This window comes from Parerythrobacter jejuensis (assembly GCF_039536765.1).
Lineage (GTDB): Bacteria > Pseudomonadota > Alphaproteobacteria > Sphingomonadales > Sphingomonadaceae > Parerythrobacter > Parerythrobacter jejuensis.
Window position 1 is genome coordinate 85,026 of the sequence record NZ_BAAAZF010000001.1, and the last position, 24,379, is coordinate 109,404.

21 protein-coding genes and 1 tRNA gene are annotated in these 24,379 nt (G+C 60.3%); 10 read left to right on the forward strand and 12 right to left on the reverse strand.

Translation table 11 applies throughout. The features are described 5' to 3' along the window. Nucleotides 1–13: 13 nt before the first annotated feature. Nucleotides 14–1,612 (reverse strand): AbgT family transporter, encoded by a 1,599-nt coding sequence (locus ABD653_RS00475; RefSeq protein ID WP_160779352.1) that lies wholly within the window; start codon nt 1,610–1,612, stop codon nt 14–16. Nucleotides 1,613–1,723: 111 nt separating this feature from the next. Here ABD653_RS00475 and ABD653_RS00480 point away from each other — a divergent pair, with 111 nt between their 5' ends. Together ABD653_RS00480 and ABD653_RS00485 are read left to right on the forward strand one after the other, a co-directional pair. Then, entirely contained in the window at nt 1,724–2,302 is a 579-nt protein-coding gene (locus ABD653_RS00480; RefSeq protein WP_160779353.1) for a thymidine kinase, read from the forward strand. 40 nt (nt 2,303–2,342) lie between these two features. Then, nucleotides 2,343–3,029 (forward strand): site-2 protease family protein, encoded by a 687-nt coding sequence (locus ABD653_RS00485; protein ID WP_160779354.1) that lies wholly within the window; start codon nt 2,343–2,345, stop codon nt 3,027–3,029. Here the strand turns inward: ABD653_RS00485 and galK are convergent. From galK to ABD653_RS00505, 4 genes are read right to left on the reverse strand one after another with little or no spacing between them, the layout of a single operon-like run. Beyond that, nucleotides 3,026–4,069 (reverse strand): galactokinase, encoded by a 1,044-nt coding sequence (gene galK, locus ABD653_RS00490; RefSeq protein WP_160779355.1) that lies wholly within the window; start codon nt 4,067–4,069, stop codon nt 3,026–3,028. The two genes, ABD653_RS00485 and galK, sit on opposite strands and share 4 nt — an antisense overlap. Before the next feature lies 1 nt (nt 4,070). After that, the gene (locus ABD653_RS00495; RefSeq protein ID WP_160779356.1) at nt 4,071–5,162 is read right to left on the reverse strand and encodes a galactose-1-phosphate uridylyltransferase; all 1,092 of its coding nucleotides are present in this window, start codon (nt 5,160–5,162) and stop codon (nt 4,071–4,073) included. Continuing rightward, on the reverse strand, nt 5,159–6,670 hold the full coding sequence (glpD, locus tag ABD653_RS00500) for a glycerol-3-phosphate dehydrogenase (protein ID WP_160779357.1): 1,512 nt from the start codon (nt 6,668–6,670) through the stop codon (nt 5,159–5,161). Before glpD ends, ABD653_RS00495 begins: the two co-directional genes overlap by 4 nt. After that, on the reverse strand, nt 6,667–8,841 hold the full coding sequence (locus ABD653_RS00505; protein WP_160779358.1) for an alpha-galactosidase: 2,175 nt from the start codon (nt 8,839–8,841) through the stop codon (nt 6,667–6,669). Before ABD653_RS00505 ends, glpD begins: the two co-directional genes overlap by 4 nt. Before the next feature lie 221 nt (nt 8,842–9,062). Between ABD653_RS00505 and ABD653_RS00510 the strand changes: the two genes are divergently transcribed. The 5 genes from ABD653_RS00510 to ABD653_RS00530 all read left to right on the forward strand — a co-directional run bounded on the left by ABD653_RS00510 (nt 9,063) and on the right by ABD653_RS00530 (nt 15,044). Next, nucleotides 9,063–10,538 (forward strand): SLC5 family protein, encoded by a 1,476-nt coding sequence (locus ABD653_RS00510; protein WP_160779359.1) that lies wholly within the window; start codon nt 9,063–9,065, stop codon nt 10,536–10,538. Beyond that, nucleotides 10,535–11,527, forward strand: coding sequence for a tRNA pseudouridine(55) synthase TruB (gene truB, locus ABD653_RS00515; RefSeq protein ID WP_160779360.1), 993 nt, complete (start codon nt 10,535–10,537; stop codon nt 11,525–11,527). Before ABD653_RS00510 ends, truB begins: the two co-directional genes overlap by 4 nt. Nucleotides 11,528–11,538: 11 nt before the next feature. Further along, entirely contained in the window at nt 11,539–11,808 is a 270-nt protein-coding gene (rpsO, locus tag ABD653_RS00520; protein WP_160779361.1) for a 30S ribosomal protein S15, read from the forward strand. A gap of 171 nt (nt 11,809–11,979) precedes the next feature. Next, nucleotides 11,980–14,283, forward strand: a complete 2,304-nt coding sequence (gene pnp / locus ABD653_RS00525) for a polyribonucleotide nucleotidyltransferase (protein WP_160779362.1) — start codon at nt 11,980–11,982, stop codon at nt 14,281–14,283. An 83-nt stretch (nt 14,284–14,366) separates the two neighbouring features. Further along, nucleotides 14,367–15,044 carry a spermidine synthase gene (locus ABD653_RS00530; protein WP_160779363.1) on the forward strand — a complete coding sequence of 226 codons (678 nt, stop codon included), beginning with the start codon at nt 14,367–14,369 and terminating at the stop codon, nt 15,042–15,044. On the opposite strand, the gene ABD653_RS00535 is transcribed toward ABD653_RS00530, so the two are convergent. The 3 genes from ABD653_RS00535 to ABD653_RS00545 form a co-directional block, all read right to left on the reverse strand. Then, a complete protein-coding gene (locus tag ABD653_RS00535) occupies nt 15,041–15,958 on the reverse strand; it encodes a DUF481 domain-containing protein (protein ID WP_160779364.1) in 918 nt (305 codons plus the stop codon). The genes ABD653_RS00530 and ABD653_RS00535 overlap by 4 nt on opposite strands. Nucleotides 15,959–16,015: 57 nt before the next feature. After that, nucleotides 16,016–16,537: a DUF1993 domain-containing protein gene (locus tag ABD653_RS00540; RefSeq protein ID WP_160779365.1), complete on the reverse strand. Its 522-nt coding sequence runs from the start codon at nt 16,535–16,537 to the stop codon at nt 16,016–16,018. A 96-nt stretch (nt 16,538–16,633) separates the two neighbouring features. Next, nucleotides 16,634–17,311, reverse strand: a complete 678-nt coding sequence (locus ABD653_RS00545) for a GcrA family cell cycle regulator (protein WP_160779366.1) — start codon at nt 17,309–17,311, stop codon at nt 16,634–16,636. Between the two features lie 96 nt (nt 17,312–17,407). Here ABD653_RS00545 and ABD653_RS00550 point away from each other — a divergent pair, with 96 nt between their 5' ends. Next, on the forward strand, nt 17,408–18,289 hold the full coding sequence (locus ABD653_RS00550) for an ABC transporter permease (protein ID WP_199801121.1): 882 nt from the start codon (nt 17,408–17,410) through the stop codon (nt 18,287–18,289). Here ABD653_RS00550 and ABD653_RS00555 read toward each other — a convergent pair. Both ABD653_RS00555 and hspQ read right to left on the reverse strand, forming a co-directional pair. After that, nucleotides 18,286–18,891, reverse strand: a complete 606-nt coding sequence (locus ABD653_RS00555; RefSeq protein ID WP_160779367.1) for a hypothetical protein — start codon at nt 18,889–18,891, stop codon at nt 18,286–18,288. The two genes, ABD653_RS00550 and ABD653_RS00555, sit on opposite strands and share 4 nt — an antisense overlap. Before the next feature lie 82 nt (nt 18,892–18,973). Further along, the gene (gene hspQ / locus ABD653_RS00560) at nt 18,974–19,354 is read right to left on the reverse strand and encodes a heat shock protein HspQ (protein WP_160779368.1); all 381 of its coding nucleotides are present in this window, start codon (nt 19,352–19,354) and stop codon (nt 18,974–18,976) included. A gap of 160 nt (nt 19,355–19,514) precedes the next feature. On the opposite strand from hspQ, the gene ABD653_RS00565 reads away from it, so the two are divergent. Next, nucleotides 19,515–19,603: transfer RNA gene (locus tag ABD653_RS00565), tRNA-Ser, on the forward strand. 261 nt (nt 19,604–19,864) lie between these two features. Here the strand turns inward: ABD653_RS00565 and ABD653_RS00570 are convergent. Further along, on the reverse strand, nt 19,865–21,718 hold the full coding sequence (locus ABD653_RS00570; protein WP_160779369.1) for a sensor histidine kinase: 1,854 nt from the start codon (nt 21,716–21,718) through the stop codon (nt 19,865–19,867). 158 nt (nt 21,719–21,876) lie between these two features. Here ABD653_RS00570 and ABD653_RS00575 point away from each other — a divergent pair, with 158 nt between their 5' ends. Beyond that, nucleotides 21,877–22,536 (forward strand): LuxR C-terminal-related transcriptional regulator, encoded by a 660-nt coding sequence (locus tag ABD653_RS00575; RefSeq protein WP_160779370.1) that lies wholly within the window; start codon nt 21,877–21,879, stop codon nt 22,534–22,536. Nucleotides 22,537–22,666: 130 nt separating this feature from the next. Here ABD653_RS00575 and ABD653_RS00580 read toward each other — a convergent pair whose 3' ends face one another. After that, on the reverse strand, nt 22,667–24,349 hold the full coding sequence (locus tag ABD653_RS00580; protein WP_160779371.1) for a hypothetical protein: 1,683 nt from the start codon (nt 24,347–24,349) through the stop codon (nt 22,667–22,669). Nucleotides 24,350–24,379: the final 30 nt, after the last annotated feature.

Below are 24,379 nucleotides of genomic sequence, written 5' to 3' on the forward strand. Positions count from 1 at the left end.
CCTTGGCAGCTGATTAGGGCGTAGCAGCCACCGGCGCGGTGGTCGGCACTTCCATGAACACGCTTGCGCCCGGGCCCAGCGGCAGATCTAGCACGACCCAACCTATCGTCATCGCAAGACCCGCGATCAGCAACCCGATCGAATAGGGCAGCATGGTTGCCGCGAGGCTGCCGAGGCCGAAATCCTTGTCCCAGCGCTGGCAGAAAATCAGGATCAGCGGGAAGTAGACCATCAACGGAGTAATGATGTTGGTCGCGCCATCACCCACACGATAGGCTGCGGTTGCCATTTCCGGCGAGATGCCCAGCAGCATCAGCATTGGCACCAGCACCGGGCTGAGCAGGGCCCATTTGGCACTTGCCGAGCCGACGAAGATGTTGAGCAGCGCCGATACCACGATGATGGCGGCCAGCAGGGCCCATGCGGGCAAGCCGGTGGAGCCGAGGAAATCGGCACCGTTGACCGCGAGGATCAGGCCGAGATTTGACCAGGTGAACATCGCCACGAAATGCGCAGCAGCGAAGGCGAGGACGAGGTAATAGGCCATGTCCTCCATCGACCCGGACATCATCTTGACCAGATCCCGGTGATTGGAAATCGTGCCCGCGCCGCTGCCATAGGCCCAGGCTGCCAGCAGGAAGAGCAGGAAGAAGCCGCCGACCAGGCTCTGGTAGAACGGGTTCAGCTGAGCTTCTGGATTGGCGCTTTCGTCGATCAGCGGCGTGCCGGGGCCGAACAGGAAAAACAGCCACAGCGCGACAACAAACAGGATCGCCAGTCCGGCGCGGCGCAGGCCGCTGCGCTCCCCATCGGTAAGGGCGGTGTCGCCTTGTTCTTCATCGATGGCGCGTCCGGCCCGGGTGGCATCCCAGACGCCCAGGCGCGGCTCGATGATCCGGTCGGTGACGTACCAGATCACGGGCAGAAAAACGAAAGTCATCGCGGCGATGAAGAACCAGTTGCCCGCGATATTGGCAGTGAAATCTCCGAACACGGTTTCAACCGCTGCCTCGGTAATGCCGAACAGCAAGGCGTCGAGCTGGCCCGGGACGAGATTGGCGGAGAAACCGCCCGAAACGCCGGCAAAAGCGGCGGCGATCCCGGCAACCGGATGCCGCCCGGCGGCATGGAACAGGATCCCGGCCAGCGGGATCAGCACGACATAGGCCGCATCGGCAGCGAGATTGCCCAGCATCCCGACCAAAACGACAATCGGGGTCAGGATGATCTTGGGCGCATTGCGCACACCGGCGCGCATGGCGGTGCCGAACAGGCCGGCACGCTCTGCAACACCAGCGCCCAGCATCACCACCAGCACATAGCCGAGCGGATGGAAGTGGGTGAATGTCTTGGGCATTTCGACCCAAAGCCGTTGGATATTCTCCGCGCTGAACAGGCTGGCGGCGGTGATAATCCGGGCGGCGCCAGTTTCTGGATCAATGTCCGTCGGATGCGCGGCAGATAGGTCCATCATGCTGGCGATGATCGAAATCACTACCAATATTCCGATCAACCAGAAGAACAGAAACACCGGATCTGGCAGCTTGTTACCGCTGCGTTCGATCCAGCCCAGAATTCCGCTCTGCCCGTTGGCAGTGGCACCATCAGCCATGTCTCAACTCACCCCGTTGTTTGCTTTGTTGTGGACTACCATTGCCAGCAGCCCCTGTCGCCCCGGTGAATGGGTGGTTTCCGCAGACTTTGCACGATAGCCTGCACAGCCATGGCCAAGCTCTATTTCTACTATGCCAGCATGAATGCCGGGAAATCGACAACCTTGCTGCAGGCTGATTTCAATTATCGCGAACGCGGTATGAATACCATGCTGTGGACCGCCCAGCTTGATGACCGGTCCGAGGGTAAGCCGATCGCCAGCCGGATCGGGCTGGAGGCGGACGGGCATCGCTTCACCAAGGACACCGATCTGTGGGAACAGGTGACGGCCGCGCACCGGGTGGAGCCGGTCGGTTGTATGCTGGTGGATGAAGCGCAGTTCCTGACGGGCGAACAGGTCTGGCAATGCGCGCGGCTGGCGGACGAGGCCGGCATTCCGGTGCTGTGTTACGGATTGCGGACCGATTTTCAGGGCGAGCTGTTTCCGGGATCAGCGGCTCTGCTGGGCATTGCCGATGCGCTGATCGAGCTTAAGGCCATCTGCCATTGCGGCCGCAAGTCGACGATGAACCTGCGCGTGGATGCCAGCGGCAAGGCCGTAAAGCAGGGCGAGCAGACCGAGATTGGCGGCAATGACCGTTACGTGGCGCTGTGCCGCAAGCATTTCAGCGAAGCGCTGGCGGGATGAAACGCTAGCGGGAAGGGGCCGGACGGCCTATCTATCCCGCATGTCGGAAACCCTCCTCCTCGCCGCGATCATCATTCCCGGTCTTATCATCGCCATCGTTTTCCATGAAGTCGCGCATGGCTGGACGGCCTTGGCGCTGGGCGATCCGACAGCCAAGGAGCAGCGGCGTCTGAGCTTCAACCCGATCCGCCATGTCGATCCCGTCGGAACCTTGCTGGTGCCCGGTTTCCTGCTGGCAGTCGGCGGCCCCGTATTCGGTTGGGCGAAGCCCGTTCCGGTGACAAAGCAGAGACTGGACAATCCACGCTTCGGCATGATGGCCGTCGCGGCGGCTGGGCCGGGTATGAACCTGATCCTGGCTTTCGCCAGCGCGCTTGTGCTGGGTGTTGCAGCGAATGCCGGGAGTTTGCAGGCTTTGGGATCAGGGGAGCCAACCCTGCTTGCGCAGGGCCTGTTCTATTTCATTCTGATCAATGTCTTCCTCGCCTTTTTCAACTTGCTGCCGATCCCGCCATTTGATGGATCGCATATTCTTGAAGGCCTGCTGCCGCCCAGCATGGCCGAGTATTACGAAAAATTGCGACCCATCGGCATGGCGCTCTTCTTCGGCTTGATCGCGCTCACATGGTTTGCACCACAATTGGGCGTGATCGAGAATACTGTCGGGCCGCCGGTGGAATGGGCGATGGACCGGTTTATCGGTCTGGCGCAGGCTGTGGCGGGCTAACCGGCCACGATGTGATCGACATATCTGGCTGCGGGATGGCGCGCTAGCAGGTCGGACTGCCATTTTTCGCGCATTCCGCCGGGTACGCAGGCGACGATGCAGCCGCCGAACCCGCCGCCCGTCAGCCGCGCACCGGTGGCACCAAGGCTGACAGCATCGGCCACCAGCGCATCGATGGCCGGTATCGACATCTCGAAATCGTCCCGCATAGAGGCGTGACTGTCGTTCATCAGGGCCCCGAACGCTGTGGTATCGCCCTTCGCCAGGGCATCGACGGCTGCCAGCACCCGGCGATGCTCCGTTGCACAATGCAGGGCACGCTTGCGGATCGTGTCATCGATACCCGGTCGATCCCGAATGTCGTCCGGTTCGAGCAGGCAGAGGGACTCCTCGCCAAATGCAATGCGCGCAGCGTCGCATTCCTCCTTGCGGGTCTTGTAACGCCCGTCGGTCAGTTTGCGCGAATGGCCGGAGTGGATGACCGCCATTGCGTGGTCGGGCGGGAGGGCGACGGTACGATAATCAAGCGTCTGCGTATCTAGGGCGATCGCTTCTCCGGGCTGTGTGACCGCCACAGCGACCTGGTCCATGATGCCGCAGGGGACCCCGATATAGTCATTCTCGACCCGCCGCGCCGCGACAGCCAGATCGAGATCACTAATGGACGATCCGGCGCTGTATCTCGCCGCCTTCAGCACGGCTACAATCAAGGCCGCCGAGGAGGAGAGGCCAGCTCCCGCCGGGATGGTCGATTGGATCGAAAGGCTTGCGCCGCCTTCCAACAGGCCCAACGAAGCCGCTTCCCGCAACGCTCCGACGGCAGGGTCGGACCAATGATCGAGTGCATCCTCATCCAATGAACGCTCTGCTGAACCTCTGTAGCCGCGCGCCGACACACTGATCCGGCGATCTGAACGGGGGGTCAGGGTGACATCGAGAGCGACCGATAGTGCCGCCGGCAATACCATGCCGCCATTGTAATCGGTGTGCTCCCCAATCAGGTTTACCCTGCCGGGAACGCGCGCATGAAAGCTCTCCATCTCAAACAGCCCGCAAGGCGACGACAGCGGCTTCGGGCATTACGTCGACGGTCATCACGCCGGTATGTTGTTCAACCGATGCAAGATATTTGACCCGGTCAGCGGCCCGCAACAGCGGGTAGAACTGGGCTGTCAGATGATATCCGTGTGATCCGCCACGCGGCGCGGCATGGAGGGCCAGCATGGTGGCGGAAGGCCTGCCGAAGAACGCATCGTAGCGTCGGGTGATCTCACCCAGCAGGCTGGCAAACCCACGCTTTTCCCTATCGGTCATATCTTGCAGGCCCTGTCGGGCGGTTTTGGGTGCGATCCACACCTCGTAGGGGAACCGGCTGAAGCGCGGGCAGAAGGCTGCGATGCCGTGTTCTTCCGCCAGACCATAGTCGGGCATTGCCCGCGCAATCTCGGCCGCCAGGTCATAACCATTGGCGAAGGCATCAATGGCTTGTTGCTGGATGTGAGGAATCTTGGAAAAGCCGTAAATCTGGCCGTGCGGATGGGGCAGGGTTACGCCGACTTCATCTCCGCGATTTTCGAAGGGCAGCACATAGGCGCAGCCTGCCTCGTGCAGGGCGCGATAGCGGTCTTCCCATGCCGCAAGCAGAATTTCTCGGCGATCTTGCCCGATGCTGCATAAATTGCCTTCTGCCTGCGGGGCGTAGACGACAACTTCGCAGGCTCCCAGCGCGCGCGCGCTTGCGACGCCATCCAGCGCCGCAGGGTCTGGTGCGCAGCTGTGTAGCCCCGAAAACTTGTTGTCGAAGACCGCGAGTTCAAAATCGGTGAACGGGATCTCGGTTGGCGGACCGCTGGGTAGGGTGGGCGCCAGTGGATCGTCGCTGGCCGCCGGTTTGAAGGTGCGGTTCTGACGGTGTGCGGCGTAGATATTCCACTCATCACGGAGCGGATGATGCCGCAGTTCGCCGCCAAGGGCGATATCGTCCGTCTCTTGCTGTCCGGGCGCGAGTGTGTGCGGTGTGTGGCCATAGAGCCGAAGCATCCGCCCGTCGGCTTTACGAAAGGTGCGGCAATGGACAGGGCGGCCGGAGGCGTCCGGCCCCAGCTGGTGCAGCGCGTCCAGCGGCTCGCTCATACTTCTCGTGCCTGGCGAAGATCGAACCATTTGCTCAGCGCAGCTTTCGCGATGTCGCCCAAATGAAGCCCCAACTTGCTGCGGCGCCACAGAACATCCTCCGCGGTACGGGCGAATTCGTGGTCGACCAGATAGGTCACCTCTGCCTCGTAGAGGTCACCGCCGAAATGCGTGCCGAGATCGTCGATCGAACCAGCTTCGCCCAGCACCTGCTCGATCCGGGTCCCATAGGCTCGGCAAAGGCGCCCAAGGCCCCTTGTAGGGAACCAGGGATACCGCTCCGCGCATTCGGCCACGAAAGCATCGAATGCTGTCACATCGATATCACCGCCCGGAAGCGGACTGTCTGCAGTCCAGCGCGTGTCGTTGATGGTGACATGATCGGCCAGCCGCTCCAGCGCATGTTCCGCTAGCTTACGGTAAGTCGTGATCTTGCCGCCAAAGATAGACAGGATCGGCGCCGCTCCATCGGGGGCATCCACCTCAAACACATAGTCACGCGTAATGGTGGAGTTGCTGCTCGCCTTGTCGTCATAGAGCGGGCGCACGCCGGAATAGGTCGACACCGCGTCGGACGGGTTGACCGGTACCTGTAAATACTCGTTGATCGCGTCGCAGATATATCGCGCTTCTTGATCAGAGATCTCGATGTGGTTCGGATCACCCTCGAAGCTTTCATCGGTGGTGCCGAGCAGCGTAAAGTCCCGTTCGTAGGGAATCGCGAATACGATCCGGTCATCGCGGTTCTGGAAGATGTAGCAATGATCTTCCGGATACAGCCGTGGCACGATCAGGTGGCTGCCCTTGACCAGCCGCAGATTGGCATGATTGCGACCGGGATTGGCGGTGTTCAATACGCTGTCGACCCAAGGCCCTGCTGCATTGACGACCGCTTTGGCAGTGATTGAGAACTCGGGCTCGTCAGTCCCTTTGAGCGTCGCGCTCCACTGCTGCCCGTCTCGTTCCAGGCCGGTACACTCGGTCTGCACGGCAATGTCGGCTCCGTGCTCTTTGGCATCCATCGCATTCAGGACGACCAATCGCGAATCTTCGACCCAGCAATCCGAATACTCGAACCCCTTGACCAAACGATCTTGCAGGAATTGTCCGTGCGGGGGCTGGCGCAGGTCGATCGTGCGGGTCGGGGGCAGCAGTTTGCGCCCGCCGAGATGGTCATACAGGAACAGCCCCAGGCGCAACATCCAGGCAGGGCGCAAGCCTGAGTCATGCGGCAGAACAAAGCGCAGTGGCCAGATGATATGCGGCGCCAGCGCAAGCAGGCGCTCGCGCTCGATTAGGCTCTCGCGCACCAGCCGGAATTCATAATGCTCCAGATACCGCAATCCGCCATGCACCAGCTTGGTACTGGCGGAGGACGTGTGGCCGGCCAGATCGTCTTTCTCTACCAGCAGCACCTTCATCCCGCGTCCAGCAGCATCGCGGGCAATCCCGGCACCATTGATGCCGCCACCGATCACCAGCAGATCGTAACTCTCGGGGGTGCTCAATGCTCGGCTTCCAGATGATAAATCAGACACGTATCGGGATAGAGGAGGGGGACCTGCATTCCGTAGTCCATCAAACTCGCTCCGCCGAAGACGCTTCCCTTACCTAGCAAATCGGCATGATCAATGATCGATGGCGCGGTGACAGAGGGATTGGCAAGCGGCCAGACCAGCCTGACGCGATATTTGCGGCCTGCGTCGAGACCGGTGAAATATATTCTCTCGGGCAGGACAGTCGAATGCGCGTCAGTCTGCGCGCACGAGAAAAGCGCTTCCTCGCGATCCTTCGCAACTACGCCGATGAGATTGAGATAGGGGGCGGTATCGCCCCGTTGGAATTCTCCGCCATGCAGCAGGTCGCGATGCTGCTTGTAGAGCTTGATAGCCGCGGCCAGCGTTGCAAGATCGCGTTCTGTTTCGTCTCGCAGGTCAAGCTCCAGACCCATATGGCCGAAGATCGCGGTGCCTGCGCGGAACTCCATCGAATAGGTCCGTCTGGTCGTGTGGCAATGTTTCGGGCCGACATGGCTGCCGATCACCCGCAGCGGAAAGAATACGCTCGCCCCGCGCTCGATCCCCTGCCGGTCACGTGGATCATTGTTGTCGGACGCCCAGATCCGGTCCGCCCGCTGCAAGATACCGAAATCCGCGCGCCCACCACCAGAAGAACAGCTCTCGATTTCCAGATCCGGATGCTTGTCGCGCAATGCATCTATCAGCCGATATACGGCATGGGTCTGCCTGTGCATGGCTGGCCTGCCTCCGCTGCCGGGATGTGGGGTTTCACGGTTCATGTCCCACTTGATGTACGACACGCCGTGAGCGGAAACGATGCCGGAAATCATGCTGAAGAGATACTCGAACACATCGGTTCGGCTCAGATCCAGTGTCAATTGACTGCGGAAGGGGATCTGCTCGACATTCTCGGCCTGCAACACCCATTCGGGATGTGCGCGGTACAGGTCGGAATCAGGATTGACCATTTCCGGCTCGAACCAGATGCCGAACTCCATTCCCAGCGCCTTGACCCGTTCCACCAGTGGCCCCAGCCCGTTGGGAAAGACATCTTCGGAAACCCACCAGTCGCCCAGTCCCGCGCGATCATGACGGCGACTGCCGAACCAGCCATCATCGAGGATGAAGCGCTCGGCACCAACCTTGGCGGCATCCTCTGCGAGCGTGATCAACCGTTCTTCGGATAGTCCGAAATAGACCGCTTCCCACGTGTTGTAGTGGACCGGTCGGGGCCTCGCCAAAGCCCTTTGGGGCAAGACGGAATGGGTCAGGGCGGCGTGCAACTTGCGCGAGACATCGGACAGGCCTTGCCGGCTGAAACCCGCGAACATTTCGGGCGTGGTGTAGCTCTCTCCAGCGGACAGGATGACCTCGCCGGGAAAGAGCAGCTCGCCCGTCTGCAGGAAATTGCGGCCATCCGACTGACGGTCTATCCGGATCCGGTTGTTGCCGCTCCACCCCAGATGAAATGCGGCGGCCAGGCCCGAATTTTCATTAGTTGCAGTCGTTGTCAGGGTGATCCCGGGAAAATTGTCGTGGCTGGTGCGGCCAGCCTTGTTCTCGCGCAGATAGCTTCCGCGAAATATCTCAACCTCTTCGCGCGTGAACTCGCCGGACCAGCGACCGGTGAAGCCGGTGATGCGCTGCAGCTTCTGGTCTAGCGGGAGGGCGAGGGCACAGCACCAATCGACAGCCAGGTCTTCTCCGCCATCATTGGTGACCACTGCTTTCGCCCTGACCACGCCCGATGCGGGATCAAGCGCTATGATGTTATTCACGCTGATCGCGCTGTGCTTGTCTGTGCAATGGACGGTGACGCTACAGTCGGTATCTCTCGTGATGCGTTCGACCCGGAGATCGACCGCCCAGTCTTGGCCGTCGCGATGCACGATCAATCCCGGCGAACCCCCGATGCCAGTACCGAGCTCTTGCATCAGTGTTGCTGTGATGGGCGCAAGTGCATTGCCGTGCGCCCATTGGCGCGTAGCCAACAGAGCGAGTTCGGCGGGATCCGCGCCTACGATGCTCGGCCCGCAATAGACCACAGCGGGACGTTGCCCAGGCTCGGCATCCAGGATCAGCATGGTGCCAGTACATTCCAGGTGGACATATTTGTCGGGCGCGGTCGTGGGCGTGCCTGGTGTGGTTTGGCGGTCCATGGATGACGGGTAGCGCAGCAGCCCGCCTGTCCCAAGACAGAAAGTCCGCAAAACTGTTGGGACTGGCAAGCTCGGCCATCTCCGGACCGGCCCACATAGGAGAGTCATCGCGAGCGGTGTTGTCGTTGCCACGCGCAAATGCCACAGGGGTGCGCGTGGGACGTCGGAGCAATCGGCGGCCTGTATCGACGAGCCTGCGTTGACGAGGGGTGCTCCAGACAATGAATGATCCGGTCCAGGTGGGCGTATTTCTAGCCATTTCCGCCCTGATAGCCTTGGCGACCTATCTCCATGTGCGTGGCACGCGCTCCAGCGGGGCCACCGATGCCAAAGGGCAGGAGCGTGACTACTTCCTCGCCGGGGGCTCGCTCAGCTGGTATTTCGTGGCCGGGTCCATCACGCTGACCAACCTGTCGACCGACCAGCTCGTCAGCATGAATGGCAACCAGATGCTGCTCGTCGCGTGGTGGGAATTTGCCGCTGTTGCCGGACTGTTCATCCTCGCCTTCGTGTTCCTGCCGGTCTATTATCGCAACAACTGCACTACGACGACCGAATTGCTGCAGAAGAAGTTTGGTGACCGAAACATCCGCGCCTTGATCTCGGTCCTCTTCCTTGCCGGCAACCTGTTCATTTTCCTGCCTGCAATTCTCTATGGCGGGTCGCGGTTTTTCCTTTCCATGCTGGGGCTCGACGGTGGGCTCGAAAACCTGATGATGTCCTCGATCATCCTGGCGACCATCGGTGCAGCCTATGCGGTGTTCGGGGGTCTGCGCGCCGTGGCTGTGTCGGACACCTATTCGGGCGTGCTGGTATTGGGCCTGGCCGTCCTGGTTGCCTATCTCGCGCTGGCTGCGGTCGATTTCGACCTTAGCGGTATTCCTGCTGACCGGCTGACCCTGATCGGCGACGATGACAGCGATATTCCCTGGCACACGCTGCTGACCGGCATGATATTCATCCAGACATTTTACTGGTCCACCAACCAGACCATCACCCAGCGCGCGATGGCATCTCCCAGCATCCGGGAGGCGCAAAAGGGCGTGCTTGCGGCGGCTGGTATCCGTTTGCTGATCGTGCCGCTGATTGTCGTGGTTCCCGGGATCGTGAGCTACAAACTATTTGGCGATGTGCCTTCGGATGGTGCCTATGGCATGATCGTTGCCGAGGTCATGCCGGTGTGGCTCTCGGGTGTTTTCGCCGCAGCCATCGTCGCGGCGATTCTGACGAGCTTCAACTCGATCCTCAATGCCAGCGCCGCGCTGTATGTGTGCGACATTCACGAGGCCTACGGAAAAGAGACCAGGAGCGTAAGGAAACTGGGCGCGATCGTCTCTGTTATCATGAGCGTCCTCGCGCTGGCGCTGGTGCCGTTTTTTGCGCAACAGGAAAGCCTGATTAACACGGTCCAGCAACTCTATGGCCTGCTTTCCATGCCGATCCTGTCGGCGTTTATTGTCGGCCTGTGCTTCCGCAATGTGAAGGCAGGGGCCGCAATGATCGGGGTGGTCCTCGGTGTCGCATTCTATGCCTTCTGGAGTATGTATTGGCAGCCAGCGCACTACATTCACGGTATGGCCGCAACGCTGTTCCTTGCAGTGGGCGTAGCCCTGGCGGCGAACCGGCTGGTCTTTGGGCAAGCTGCAGAGCTTGCGATTGGGCGCGGTGAAGCGGAACCGGCCGGGGGACCAACTTGAGCAAGCCGTCACCCCATGGTTGGCTGATCCTCGATAAACCGCGCGAGCTCAGCTCGACCCAGGCGGTCGGGGCCGTGAAACGCAACTTGCGCGAAGGTGGATATGCCAAGACCAAGGTTGGCCATGGCGGCACGCTCGACCCGCTGGCAGAGGGCGTATTGCCGATAGCGCTGGGCGAAGCGACCAAGCTGGCTGGTCGCATGCTCGATGCTAGCAAGATCTATGAATTCACGATCCAGTTCGGGGCAGAGACCGACACGCTCGACAGTGAAGGGCAGGTGGTGGAGCAGACAGACCGCCGCCCGCCGATGGCGGCCATTGCAGCGGTGTTGGAACATTTCACCGGGGACATTGAACAGGTGCCACCGAAATATTCCGCGCTCAAGGTCGACGGCAAGCGTGCCTATGACCTGGCGCGGGCCGGGGAAGAGGTCGAACTGAAGACCCGGGCGGTCACCATCCATGCGCTCACATTTGCGGGCGATCGTCAGGATGCGGAGCTCGATTCCGCCTTTGCCACAACAGCGGGGCGACCGGACCCCTACGACCCGTCTGCTCCGCTTGAGCTGGCGGACGCTGTGACGCTGACCGCACATGTCTCGAAAGGGACCTATATCCGTTCGCTGGCACGCGATATTGCGCGGGCTCTTGGAACGCTTGGCCATGTTACCTATCTCAGGCGCACAAAGGCCGGCCCGTTCGCTGAAAATCAGGCGATTTCGCTAGACAAACTCAACGAAATCGGTAAGGGCGCTGGCCTTCAAGACCTCCTCCTGCCGCTCGAGGCGGGGCTGGACGACATCCCGGCTCTAAAACTCGATCTGGAAAGCGCGCAGGCGGTCCGACAGGGCCGGGTCATTTCCGGACTGCCCCAAACCGATGGGCTCTATTTCGCGAAGCTGGCCGCTACGCCGGTTGCGCTTATGGAAATCACCGGTGGCACGGCCAAGGTCGTGCGGGGGTTCAACCTACCCGATGTCGCTGAGTAAGAGAGACACACATGTCGATTAGTGCTGAACAAAAGCAAGAAGTTATCAAAGAACACGCCCGCGAAGAAAACGACACGGGCAGCCCTGAAGTCCAGGTCGCCATTCTGACCCAGCGTATCCGCAACCTGACGGATCACTTCAAAGGCAACCACAAAGACAACCACTCGCGTCGCGGCCTGCTGACCATGGTCAACAAACGCCGTAGCCTGCTCGCCTATCTCAAGAAGAAAGACGTAGAGCGCTACAATGCCCTGATCGCGAAGCTGGGTCTTCGTAAGTAAGAGTTTCGAGAGGCGGCTCCATTGTGGGCCGCCTTTTCGCATATGGAGCTGGGCAACATCCGGTTGCCAGCCCAAGGGGCAGACGAAAGCCCTACACCGCACCGGGGCGGATTTCCCGGAACACAGAGGCCCCGTGACGCAATGTGGCGCACGGGTTCATAAGGAAAATACATGTTCGACAAGAAAACCGTATCGTTGGAGTGGGGCGGGAAAACCCTCACCCTCGAAACCGGTCAGATCGCCCGTCAGGCAGACGGCGCCGTGCTGGCCACCTATGGCGAAACCGTGGTGCTGTGCGCCGTGACCGCCGCCAAGAGCGTCAAGGAAGGCCAGGATTTCTTCCCGCTGACCGTTCACTATCAGGAAAAATTCTCCGCTGCGGGCCGTATCCCGGGCGGCTTCTTCAAGCGCGAAGGCCGCGCTACGGAGAAGGAAACGCTCACCTCGCGTCTGATCGACCGTCCGTGTCGTCCGCTGTTCCCGGAAGGTTTCTACAACGAAATCAACGTGATCTGCCAGGTTCTTTCCTATGATGGTGAGACCGAGCCAGATATCGTCGCGATGATCGCAGCCTCGGCTGCGCTGACCATTTCGGGTCTGCCGTTCATGGGTCCGATTGGCGCTGCGCGCGTCGGCTTCAACAATGATGGCGAATATGTCCTCAACCCGACCGTCACAGACGCGCTGGGCGAAGACGGCAATCTCGATCTTGTTGTCGCCGCTACGCAAGACGCGGTGATGATGGTTGAATCCGAAGCCAAGGAACTGACCGAAGAGCAGATGCTCGGCGCAGTGATGTTCGCACACGAGGAAAGCCGCAAGGTCATCGGTGCGATCATTGATCTCGCCGAACAGGCTGCCAAGGATCCGTGGGAACTCGATCCGGTCGAAGACAAGACCGCTGCTCTGGAAGAGCTGCGCGGCGTCATCGGCGACGATCTGGCTGCTGCCTACAAGATCACCGACAAGTCGGCCCGTCAGGATGCGGTGAATGCCGCTCGTACCAAGGCGCGCGATCACTACGCCGATCTCGCTGAAAGCGATCCGGGCCAGTATATGGGCATCCTCAAGCTCGTGAAGAAGCTGGAAAGCGACATCGTGCGCAAGGCCATTCTCAAGGATGGCCAGCGCATCGACGGTCGTAAGACGGACGAAGTACGTCCGATCGAAGCGATGGTCGGCCTGCTTCCACGGACCCATGGTTCGGCGCTGTTCACCCGCGGTGAAACGCAGGCGATCTGCACCACCACGCTGGGCACCAAGGATGCCGAGCAGATGATCGATGGTCTGGAAGGGCTTAGCTACAGCAACTTCATGCTGCACTACAACTTCCCGCCCTATTCGGTTGGCGAAGTGGGCCGTTTCGGGTTCACCAGCCGCCGCGAAACCGGTCACGGCAAGCTCGCCTTCCGTGCCCTTCGTCCGGTTCTGCCCGATACGGAAGAATTCCCGTACACCATCCGCGTCCTGTCCGACATCACGGAGTCCAACGGCTCGAGCTCGATGGCGACGGTCTGCGGTGGCAGTCTCTCGATGATGGATGCCGGCGTTCCGCTCAAGCGTCCTGTGTCGGGTATTGCCATGGGCCTGATCCTGGAAGGTGATGATTTCACCGTCCTGTCAGACATTCTGGGTGACGAAGATCACCTGGGCGACATGGACTTCAAGGTGGCCGGTTCCGAAGCAGGGATCACCTCGCTGCAGATGGACATCAAGGTGGCTGGCATCACACAGGAAATCATGACCCAGGCGCTGGAGCAGGCGAAAGCTGGCCGTGCGCACATCCTGGGCAAGATGACCGATGCTCTGGGCTCTTCGCGCGGCGAAGTTTCCAAGCATGCTCCGCGTATCGAAACGATGCAGATCGACAAGTCGAAGATCCGTGACATCATCGGCACTGGCGGCAAGGTCATCCGTGAAATCGTCTCGGAAACCGGCGCCAAGGTCGACATTGATGATGAAGGCACGATCAAGATCTCGTCCTCGAACGCTGATGAAATTGCAGCGGCACGGGCATGGATCGAAGGCATTGTGGAAGAGGCCGAAGTCGGCAAGATCTACAACGGCAAGGTCGTCAACATCGTAGATTTCGGTGCATTCGTGAACTTCATGGGTGGCAAGGACGGTCTCGTCCACGTCTCCGAAATGAAGAACGAGCGGGTCGAGAAGGTGACCGACGTTGTGTCCGAAGGGCAGGAAGTTAAAGTCAAGGTCCTCGAAATCGACCAGCGCGGCAAGGTCCGCCTGTCGATGCGCGTTGTTGACCAGGAAACCGGCGAAGAGCTGGAAGACACCCGCCCGCCGCGCGAACCGCGTGGTGACAAGGGCGGCCGTGGTGGCGGTGATCGTCGCCCGCGTGGCGGCGGCGGTGGCCGTGGTCGCGGTGGTGATCGTGGTCCGCGCCGTGACGGCGGTGGCGACAAGGGCGGAAACGGTGGCGGAGAAGGCCACGTTCCCGACTTCCTGAAGGACTAACCCTTCCGCCGAACCGACAAGAGAGGGCCGCGATCGTTTCGCGGCCCTTTCCTTTTGTGCGCCACACAGACTAGGAGCCGCCCATGCTAGAACGCAAATTGATCGACACCGCACAGGTACCGGACGGGGAAGAGCTCCAGCTGATCAGCCACGGGCGCGATTTCATGATCGTGTTCCAGCGCAACGAGCTGATGAGCACCCGGATGCAATATTCCGAAGAGCAGCTGGCCGAGCAGACGATGGACCGGCTCAAGGGCAGCGAGCCGCGCATGCTGATTGGTGGCTATGGCATGGGCTTTACGCTGCGTGCAGCTTTGGCGCGGATGGGGCCGGGCGGTCAGGCCGTCGTGGCCGAATTGGTGCCGGAGATCATTGAATGGGCCAAGGGCCCGATGGCGCATCTGACCGGCGATACGCTGGACGATCCACGTCTTGATCTGAAAATCTGCGATGTGATGGCGCTGATCGATGATGCCAATGATGGCACGTGTGAGAAATTCGATGCGATCCTGCTCGATGTTGATAACGGACCGGATGGGATCGTGCGCGAGGAAAACAACCGGCTCTATTCCCGCACTGGCCTCGCTCGCGCGCGCGATGCTCTCAAACCGGGTGGCGTCCTGGCGATCTGGTCGGCAGCCGCTGATCCGGCCTTCAACAAGCGCCTGCGAGATGCGCGCTTCCAGGTCGAAGAGCGCTTTTTCCGTGCACGGCCCAACAACAAGGGGCCGCGCCACACAATCTGGTTCGCGAAGCTCTAGAACCCGTAGATCAATGTGAAGCGTGTGAGCGTGTCGGTCTTGATCGCGCCGGCAGGCGGGTTTGTATCGTGCTCCACGCTGTAGGAGATGCGCGCCTTGATGGCCCCGGTCAGGCCCGCTTCGATTCCGGTGTTGGACAGAAAAGTACTGTTACCGCTCTGCACGAATGCGCTCGCATCCTGAGTCAGCGTAATGGTGTCGGCGATCTTCCAGTCAAAATCGAGCGCTGCCAGCCCGGCCAAGCGGGAATCGGTCGTGCCGTTCACCCTCTCAGTACGGCGCCAGGCAGGGCCAGCCTTGACCTCGAAGTTCATCCTTTCGTTTTCGATTACCCGGTAACCAAGGCCGCCTGAGGCAGAGTGACGCGCAGAGAAGCCTTGGAAGCGGTCTCGCTCATATTGTGCCAGGGCATAGGCGTAGAGATCGCCGCTGATGTCATAATTCGGTTCGTAGGAAGCAAGGAATTGCTCTCGCGTGGTGACGCCGTTGCTGCGCTGGTAATCGATCAAGCCGCGCAATTTGTGACGCCAGTCGATGCCGACCCGTTGCAGCTTCAAACCGGCCGTGATGCCCGTGTTGGAACTGTTGCCGGTGGATCGGAAGGCGCCGATCTGGCCTTCACCTTTCCAGTTATCGAACAGGCCCGCCTTGCGGATGGATTCCTCTTCTGCGGCCGCCTCCTCGGCGGCGAGCGCTAGCTGCCGGGCATCGAATTCGGCAGCGATCACGTCGATTTCGGCGATATCGTCCGGATGCACTTCACGGGCCAGTTCGATCACGGTGGCGACCTTGTCAGCATCGCCACTGGCAATCGCCGCGTCGATCATCGCGCGGGTGCTTTCGGGCAGCTCTGCCAGCGCAGGCGTGGTGAGGAGTCCCGCCGCGAGCGGCAGGGTGAGTGTCATCAAACGCATGAAGTCATTCCTTTTGGGATCAGCGTGTTGCAGCGCACCACTGTCCGTCGCGCTGGTTCAGGTCTTGATCCGAACGGCGCCCATATAGTCCATCTTGCCGATCGGGACACCCAGCATTCGTGCGATGGAATAGGCGGCGGTGCAGTGGAAGTAGAAATTCGGCTGGCTGAAGCTGAGCAGGAAATCCTCGACAGTGAAATCCATGCCGCGGTCCTTGAATTCGAACCGCATATCGCGCCCCATCCAGCTCTCCATCTCGTCCTCGTTGAGGGCCTTCATAACTTCGACGGCATTGGCGAGCTTGGCCCGCAATTCCTCAAAGCTTGTGGGAGGCGGGTTGAGGTCGGGCGAATAGAGCCCCTCACGAACAGCTTCGATTGCTCCCGCCGTATGCTCGGCGACGCTTTTGACCTGGTAACAGAAGGGCAGCATGTCCTCGATCAGGCGTGCGCCAATGATTGTGCCATGGTCGCAACCCTCGTCCGCGCACCATTGCTCGGTCTTGTCGAGCAGGTGATTGGCGGTGCCAAGCATTTGCAGGGCACTTGGCACATAGGCGGCGTGTAGACTGAGCGGCATGTGGATTCTCCCGTGGGGATTCGCGGTGTCGATTGTGGCTTAAGCAAAAGGCCCGCCGGATGGAACCAGCGGGCCTTCGCAATTCTTGAATGATGCCTAGCGGACGCGGGGGCCGCCAAAGGGAAGGGGCGGTGGGGGCCTGCGCGCACCACGGGGCAGCTGTGCCTGGTAGGCGCGGCCACAATGTTCGACGCAATAGGGGAAGCCGGGGTTCACCTGCTCGCCGCAGAAATGGAAATCGGGTTCGCCAGGATGGCCCATCGGCCAGCGGCATACTTTGTCGCTTAGATCCAGCAGGCTGGTCTTGTCAGAAATTTCCGGGCTCGGCTTGGCAGGTACCAGGCGGCGCGGCGGGGCAGGGGGGATCGGTGCCTGCTGATCACCTGGGCCCTGGCGCAGGAAGCCACCCGGCCCGACCGATACGATCTTGGGCAGATCGCTCTTCCCGGCATTGGGCAGCGGCTGAGACGGAACCTGGCCACCGGCATTGCTCGGCCCGGCAGCAGGGCGTGCAGCCGGTTTGGGCGCAGCGGGGCGGGCCGCAGGCTTCGCCACAGGCTTCTTCGCCGCTGGCTTGGCCGCAGGCTTCGCTGCTGCTTTCTTCTTGTCGTTCGCTTTAACCGGTGAAGGGCGTGATTTCAGGCCCAGCCGGTGCGCCTTGCCGATCACGGCATTGCGCGAAACACCGCCCAGCTCCTCTGCGATCTGGCTGGCTGTAGAGCCGCCTTCCCACATCTTCTTGAGCGTTGCAGTGCGTTCTTCAGTCCAACTCATATCCGGGAATGCCCATCCAAAATTTCTGTCGATCCGTCATATAGGGACGGACCATCCAACTTGCCAGCGGCGAACGCAGCGCCTACCCGCCGCCGCATGCCTGATCAAGCGCCCACTGAAGACGCCCAATTCGTCGACACAACTGCCGGGGAAGCTCCGCGGTTCACACCGCGCGGAGAACCGATGATCACCGGGATCAACCGGATCGGTTTGTGGAGCCTCTATATGAAGGAGGTCCGGCGCTTTCTCAAGGTGCAGACACAGACGATCTGGGCCCCGGCCGTCACAACCTTGCTGTTTCTGGTGATCTTCTCGGTCGCGCTGGGACGCGGTGGGCGTGAAGTTCTGGGAGTTCCGTTCTCCAGCTTCGTCGCGCCGGGGCTGATCGTGATGGGCATGATGCAAAACGCGTTCGCCAATTCCAGTTTCTCGCTCCTGTCGGGCAAGATCCAGGGGACGATAATTGATCTGCTGATGCCGCCTTTGTCCGAAGGGGAGTTGATGACCGGCATTATCGCGGCAGCGGTGACGCGCGCTGTGATGGTTGGCGGTGCAGTTTCGCTGGCGATGGTACTGTGGCCCGGAGTGAACTTGGGCATCGCCGCGCCGTGGGCGATCATCTGGTTCGGCCTGATGGGCGCGATCATGCTGGCCTTGATGGGTCTGCTGACCTCTATCTGGTCGGAGAAGTTCGATCACAATGCGGCCATCACCAATTTTGTGATTGCACCGCTCAGCCTGCTTTCGGGCACTTTCTATGTGATCGACAACCTGGCCGAGGTATTCCAGCTGGTCAGCCGCGCCAACCCGTTCTTTTATGTGATCTCCGGCTTCCGCTACGGATTTCTGGGTGAGAGCGATATTGGCGTGGGGGCTGCGCCGGTTGTCACCGCAGCCATCGGGCTGGGTGTGTTCAACCTGCTATTCGCGATCCTGGTCTATCGCGTGCTGAAGTCTGGTTGGAAGATCAAGGACTAGCCGCGCTGGCGGCGGTCACGTTCGACCACGTCCCCGATTGTTTGCTCAACCTCGAGAACGTTGGCGACTTCGCCCAGATGGAAAACCTCGGTAGAACGGTCTCCGTCGCCATCGACACCAACCCGGATGGCGATTGTCAGGCTGCCACTCCCGTCACTGCGCTCGCTGCGCTTGATATGGCCGATGCGGTTGGCCGGCACCGTCTCCGACGATAGCGAGCGACCCAGGGTCAACTTGATCAAACGCTGATTGGTCACCGCGAACTGAGTTTTGCTTGCCGTGAAAAGGGGAAGGAACGGCGTCGAGAGCATGCCGAGGCCAACGGCAATGAAAGGCACACCGAAAAGCGGGAAGGCCAGTCCAATCCATCCCCATTCGCCCTCCATGGCTGTTGCCGCACCCCATCCGGCCATCGCAGTCCAGAACAGCGAAAAGGCTGTCCAGGGGATCGCGAACAGGAAGATGCCGAAGGAGGCAGGCTGAACCCGCGGTATGGGTCGGCCCTGCCACAGAACGCGTTCGCCACGCTGCATTTCTCGCTGGAGTGCGAGATCCAGACCATCACGGCCGGTATTGTGGGGCGAGGGGAATGTGGCGTCCATGGCACAGCCATAGCGGGGCGAGGTTAGAAAGTGCTTACAGGGGCTTCGTGAGCCACCGGAGCTACACCGGCAGTGACAGGCCTCAGTGCGTCAAAGCCCGGCGCATCCGGTACCGTTCGCCATCGAATTCATCAAACAGTTCGGGCACTTGCGGGTGCTCGACCGGGCCACTTTCTCCGTCCTGCAGCAGGTTTTGCTGGCTGACATAAGCGACATAGGACGATTCATCATTCTCGGCGAAGAGATGATAGAACGGCTGGTCCCGGCGAGGCCGGATTTCCTGCGGGATGGATTCGTACCATTCCTCGCTATTGGCGAAGACCGGATCGATATCGAAGATCACACCGCGGAAATCGAACCGTCGGTGCCGCACGACATCCCCGATAGCGAAGCGGGCGCTCAGCTTGCGGGGAACTTCGATCTGGCGGCCGGCCTGGGGCGAGAAGAAAGACGCACTATCCATACACTGAATATAGGGGGCGGTGTGCAGTGCACAATGGGGCCTTTCGTCCCGTCCCCTGATTTCGCCACTTTCAGGGCTTGGCAACACGGCGCGCTTGGGCTAGCAGCCGCGCTTCCTGATCGACCGGCGTGCCTGCCACGCCGTAAGTACTGACCTTTGCGGAGAGGTGCCGGAGTGGTCGAACGGGGCAGTCTCGAAAACTGTTGTGCCTTCTGGGTACCGTGGGTTCGAATCCCACCCTCTCCGCCACAAACCGCCAGTAATTGTCTCAGCATTGAGGGGCCAACCGTGAGCCAGCGGAACAGGCGGGTTTAGGTGGTCGATGCAGGTCCGCAGCCCACGCACTCAATAGCGATAGCTTTGTGAGTGATCGTCATTTCACGCTCCGGCTGGTTGGCCAAGGTTGAGTGGCAATCCCTCTTGGAATGAGAGTGGGCAGAGACCATGCGTTTCCTGCAAGGAGAATACAATCTCGCATTGGGATAGCATTCCCGGGCTTCATCGATCGAACTATGGACGCTTGTTTAGCGCCAGTTGAATGATGGCTCGCGTTCCTTCACCCGGCGCTGACAATAGTTCAAGCGACAGATCGTGCCGCTCGGCGAGTTCGCGGATAATGGCCAAGCCCAAGCCTTCACCGCTCGAGTGTTCGCCCTTTTCGCCGGACCTTTGCAGCCGCTCGATGTCAGCCGTTCTCATCCCTCGGCCATCGTCCTCAACGACGATTTTCAGCGTATTGCTATCCTCAGTCCAGACGCGCACCAGAGTCGGCTGGGCGTGGCGCAATGCATTAGCGACGAGATTGCTGGTTGCCCGGATCAAGGCGAGTGCAGGGACGGTAGTCACTGCAGCCGTCGGTTCGATTTCCAACGCAATTCCTGCCGCCTCTGCCTCGGCGCGAAACATGTCGTCGACAGTGCGCAGGATCAGGTTGAGTGAGTAAGGCTCTGCCTCTTGGTCAAATTTGTCACCCCCTTGCGGTGAGCGCTCCTTGTACTCCTCAGTCAGCTTTTCGAGATAGTCGATCGCTTCACCGAGCCTTGACTGAAGCGGAAGAGAAATGTTGCCAGACTCGCTGGCAAGCGCCTGACGCAGACCCACCAGCGGTTGGCGGATATCGTGGCTAGCAGCAGCAAGTTGGCGTTTTCTCCGGCTTGCGGCTTCACGGGCGCGCACATATTCACGCTCGGCTTCAAGCAGCTTCCGGTCGGAATCTGCCTGAGATCGGAGCGCAGCGATCCGTTCTTCGGTCATTCGGTCACGCTCTCGTCGTGTGCGGCGCAGATCGACGAGCACCATGAAGAGAATGCCCATGGCTGCGAGCAACCGCAAGACATCGCGCAACCATTCGATCGTCAGATCGGGCAGGTAGCGGCCCAGATAAAAGGGCTCGACCAGTACGGCCCCCACTGCGCATGCGACCATGATGGCGCCTGCAATCAACCGCAGCCGCGGCGCGATATCGAAACGGAAGGCAATCACGCAGCTGAATAGCAGCAGGCTGAGGTAATAGGCCCAGATAATGTCGGTCGTCACATCGGAAACAATCGCGACCCAGACAAGCGGCAGCGGCAGGACAATAGCGAGGCCGGACATCAGGGGTTTTCGATGCAGGCCCAGGCTCTCTTTGAAAGCAAACAGGAACGCGTAGTAAAGAAAGAATGTTGCCGCCAGCGTGAGCACTTCCCAGATCTGCCGCCCTTGTTGGGGCGTGGCGCCATAGGTCGTCGTGTAGAGTGACGCATCGACCTGGATCATCACCAGCGAGTATCCGATCGCGATAAGCAATCCGATCCGCCGCTTTGTGACAACAGCGATAACCGCTAGCACGATGCCGATGATCAGGAGCGTGAAGGTGAAGCCAGCCTTGATGAGAGTTGCGACGACCTGATTGCGGCCCAGCTCACCTTCGCGAAAAACGCCGAGAGTGGGGCGATCAGCCAGTGTCGTGTTGATCAGCACGAGCCGTTCTTCGCCAGGCGGCAAGTCGAAGCTCGCAGTGCGGATATAGGTCAGGTACCGTGGCACCAGGTCGCCTTCATTCGCGGATCGTGTGGCGAGAATTTCCTGTGCAGTCCCGTCGGGGGCGACGAGAATGACTTGCGGAAGGACTACGAAAATCCCCCCAAGACCGAGAATGCGCCGGACAGGCGCTGCGTCTCTGACCGCTGAGGCCTTGATCCGCACTGCGATCCAGAGCTCGGGAGTGAAGGCGTCGATGCCGCTTGTCGACGGGAAGTCGGCTTTGAATTCGCCTCTGGCAAGAGCAGCGCGCGCTTGGTCGAGGGTAGGAGTCTGCCCCGTCCCGGCAAAGTAATAGAGCGCTTCGGTATCGATCCGTTCTACCGAAGCGTTGATTGGCACCTCTACCGGTGTTCTCGCCTCAACGGGTTGGAGCGGCCAAATGCTCGAGGCGAAAATTGCCAGGAGCCCGAGAATCAAGAATCGCGATTTTTGCAGTGGTCCGTCCATCTTTTATGTTGCATCCCCCATTAGCTCAGGGGGGGAGTGGGATTGCAAGTATGACATTTGGACGCAGATTTTCTGCGGTCGTCGCAGACGACCACGCGATTATCCGGCAGGCCCTCACGAGTGCGCTTGGCGAATCCGACGAGCTTGAAGGGCTCGAAATCATGATTTGCGAAGAGGTCGAGAACGGGATCGAAGCCATCGGTGCAATCCGCAAACATCGTCCGGACTTGCTCATGCTCGATGTGTCGATGCCGCATGCTGGCGGGACAGAAGTCTTGCTGGAAGCGCGCAGATGGTCGCCCGAAACCAAGGTGGTTGTTTTCACCGGGATTGCCGCCAGCGGGAAGATCGCCGAGATCGTCGATGCCGGGGCTGATGGCGTGTTTTGCAAGTCCGACGATCTCGCCGAATTGACCCGCGCCATTCCCCGCATCTTGCAGGGAGCACGGATCATCTGCGCGCGCTACCTTGCCGAGCTTGAAAAGGTCGCCGACCGTTCGCCTTTGACCGATCGGGAGCGGCAGGTCCTCAACCTCGTTGTTGCGGGTCGGACCAATCGCGAGATTGCGGAAACACTCGGCATCAGCGCCAAGACGGTTGACCGGCATCGGACTAACATGATGGCCAAAACCGGCGTGCATTCGGGGACCGAATTGGTCGCCTTCGCCTTGCGGGAAGGGCTGATTGATCCCATGGGGAGTCAGGCCTGACGCTTGCGAAGATCCGGCATCAAGGTGATCTGATGTATTCCGCATTGTCATTGCTCTTGCCCCGCTGTTCGAAAATCTCGAGGTTTCGGTAGAGCCGCCCGGCGGTTTGACCGGGCGGCTCGATCGCCTGTCAAAGGTCCGGGAACGGGAACACAGATCCGTTTTTGTAGACAGCCCCGCCGGCTCCGAGACCCCCGCCAACGCCAAAGCTGATACCGTCGAAGTCGAGTGTGTTCCCGACAAAGGCGACGCCCCCGGACAGGCCGACCACATAGTGACCTGAAACGACCGCTGAAGTGCCGTGATCCAGGCCGAAACCGCCGGTCGGAATATCGGAACGCGACAGAGCCAAGGTCACATCGCCGACAACCTCTGCTTTCGGGCCGGTGCCAAGACCGCCGGTAAAGTACCACCGGCCATTGGGGTTGCTGACGAGCTCGATCACATAGCCAGCAGAAGCGGTCCCCGCGACCCAAGCCGCGCCACTGCCGCCAGCAGTGATGTGCAGGGTCTTGAAGAAGCCACTGGGATTGCCGCTGGCACCGCGTGTCGAAGCCGGGTTGTAGTTGCTGCCAAGGGTTGGGTCTGTACCCATATTGGCAAGCTCTGAGATGCTGGCGTTGCATTCGGTCAGCAAAGCCGAGATGCCGAACCGGCTACGATCCGTCATGGCTGTGCGCAGACGACCAATCTTGGACGGCTGACCGAGGCATTGGGTAAGGCGTGCCAGCGGATTGTCTTCGCCGAGATCTTCAATCACGCTCTTGGCGACTTCAAGCCGGTCTGCATTTGTGACCTTCTCAATGCAGATGTTGCGTCCAGGCTGCCTTTTCTGGACCAGACCTTTGTCACACCATTTGAGAGGATTGGCGCTTATGCAGGTGGCTTGGCCGAGGCCGCCGCAGCTATCGTTCTTTTCGACAACATCTTCGGGGCGGACGCAGATATTACGTCCGTAGAGACGTTGTTCAGAGAGACCGGCGTCGCACCGCCGTGCAGGGTTGAGACTGACGCATGTTTTCTCGTTGAGACCACCGCAATCACGTTCCAGCTGCGAGGGACGCACGCAGATGTTGCGGCCGCTCTGGCGTTGTTCGACCAGTCCGCTCTTGCAGCGTCGTGCCGGATTGAGGTTCACACATGTCTTCTGGTCGAGGCCGCCGCAATCGGTTTCGAGTTGCGAGGGACGCACGCAGATGTTGCGACCGCTTTGGCGTTGTTCGACCAACCCGCTTTTGCAGCGCCGAGCCGGATTGAGGCTCACACATGTCTTCTGGTTGAGACCGCCGCAATCGGATTCGACCTGAGAAGGGCGCACGCAGATGTTGCGGCCGCTCTGTCGCTTCTCCACCAAATTACCTTTGCAGCGTCGTGCAGGATTGAGGCTGACGCATGTCTTTTGGTTCAAGCCGCCGCAATCGGCTTCGACTTGAGAAGGGCGCACGCAGATGTTGCGGCCGCTCTGGCGCTTCTCCACCAAATTGCCCTTGCAGCGCCGCGCCGGGTTGAAGCTGACGCATGTTTTCTGATTGAGGCCACCGCAATTGTCGGCAGGTGCAGGATTAGGCCTTGATTGGGTCGGGCGCACACAGATGTTTCGGCCGGATTGGCGTTTTTCAACCAGGCTACCCTTGCAACGTTTGGCCGGGTTGATGCTGATACAGGTCTTCTGGTTGAGGCCTCCACAGCTCATGGCGGCTTGCGCAGGGGCGGTCGGAACGGCGATGGAGACAAAGAGGGCAAGCCCCCAAGCCACCGTCGCACTCACGATTGCTTTCCACATATTACTATCCTCCACAGAGTATTCGAGCATTCTTTCATCACGTGTTGCCGCTTTCGGGCG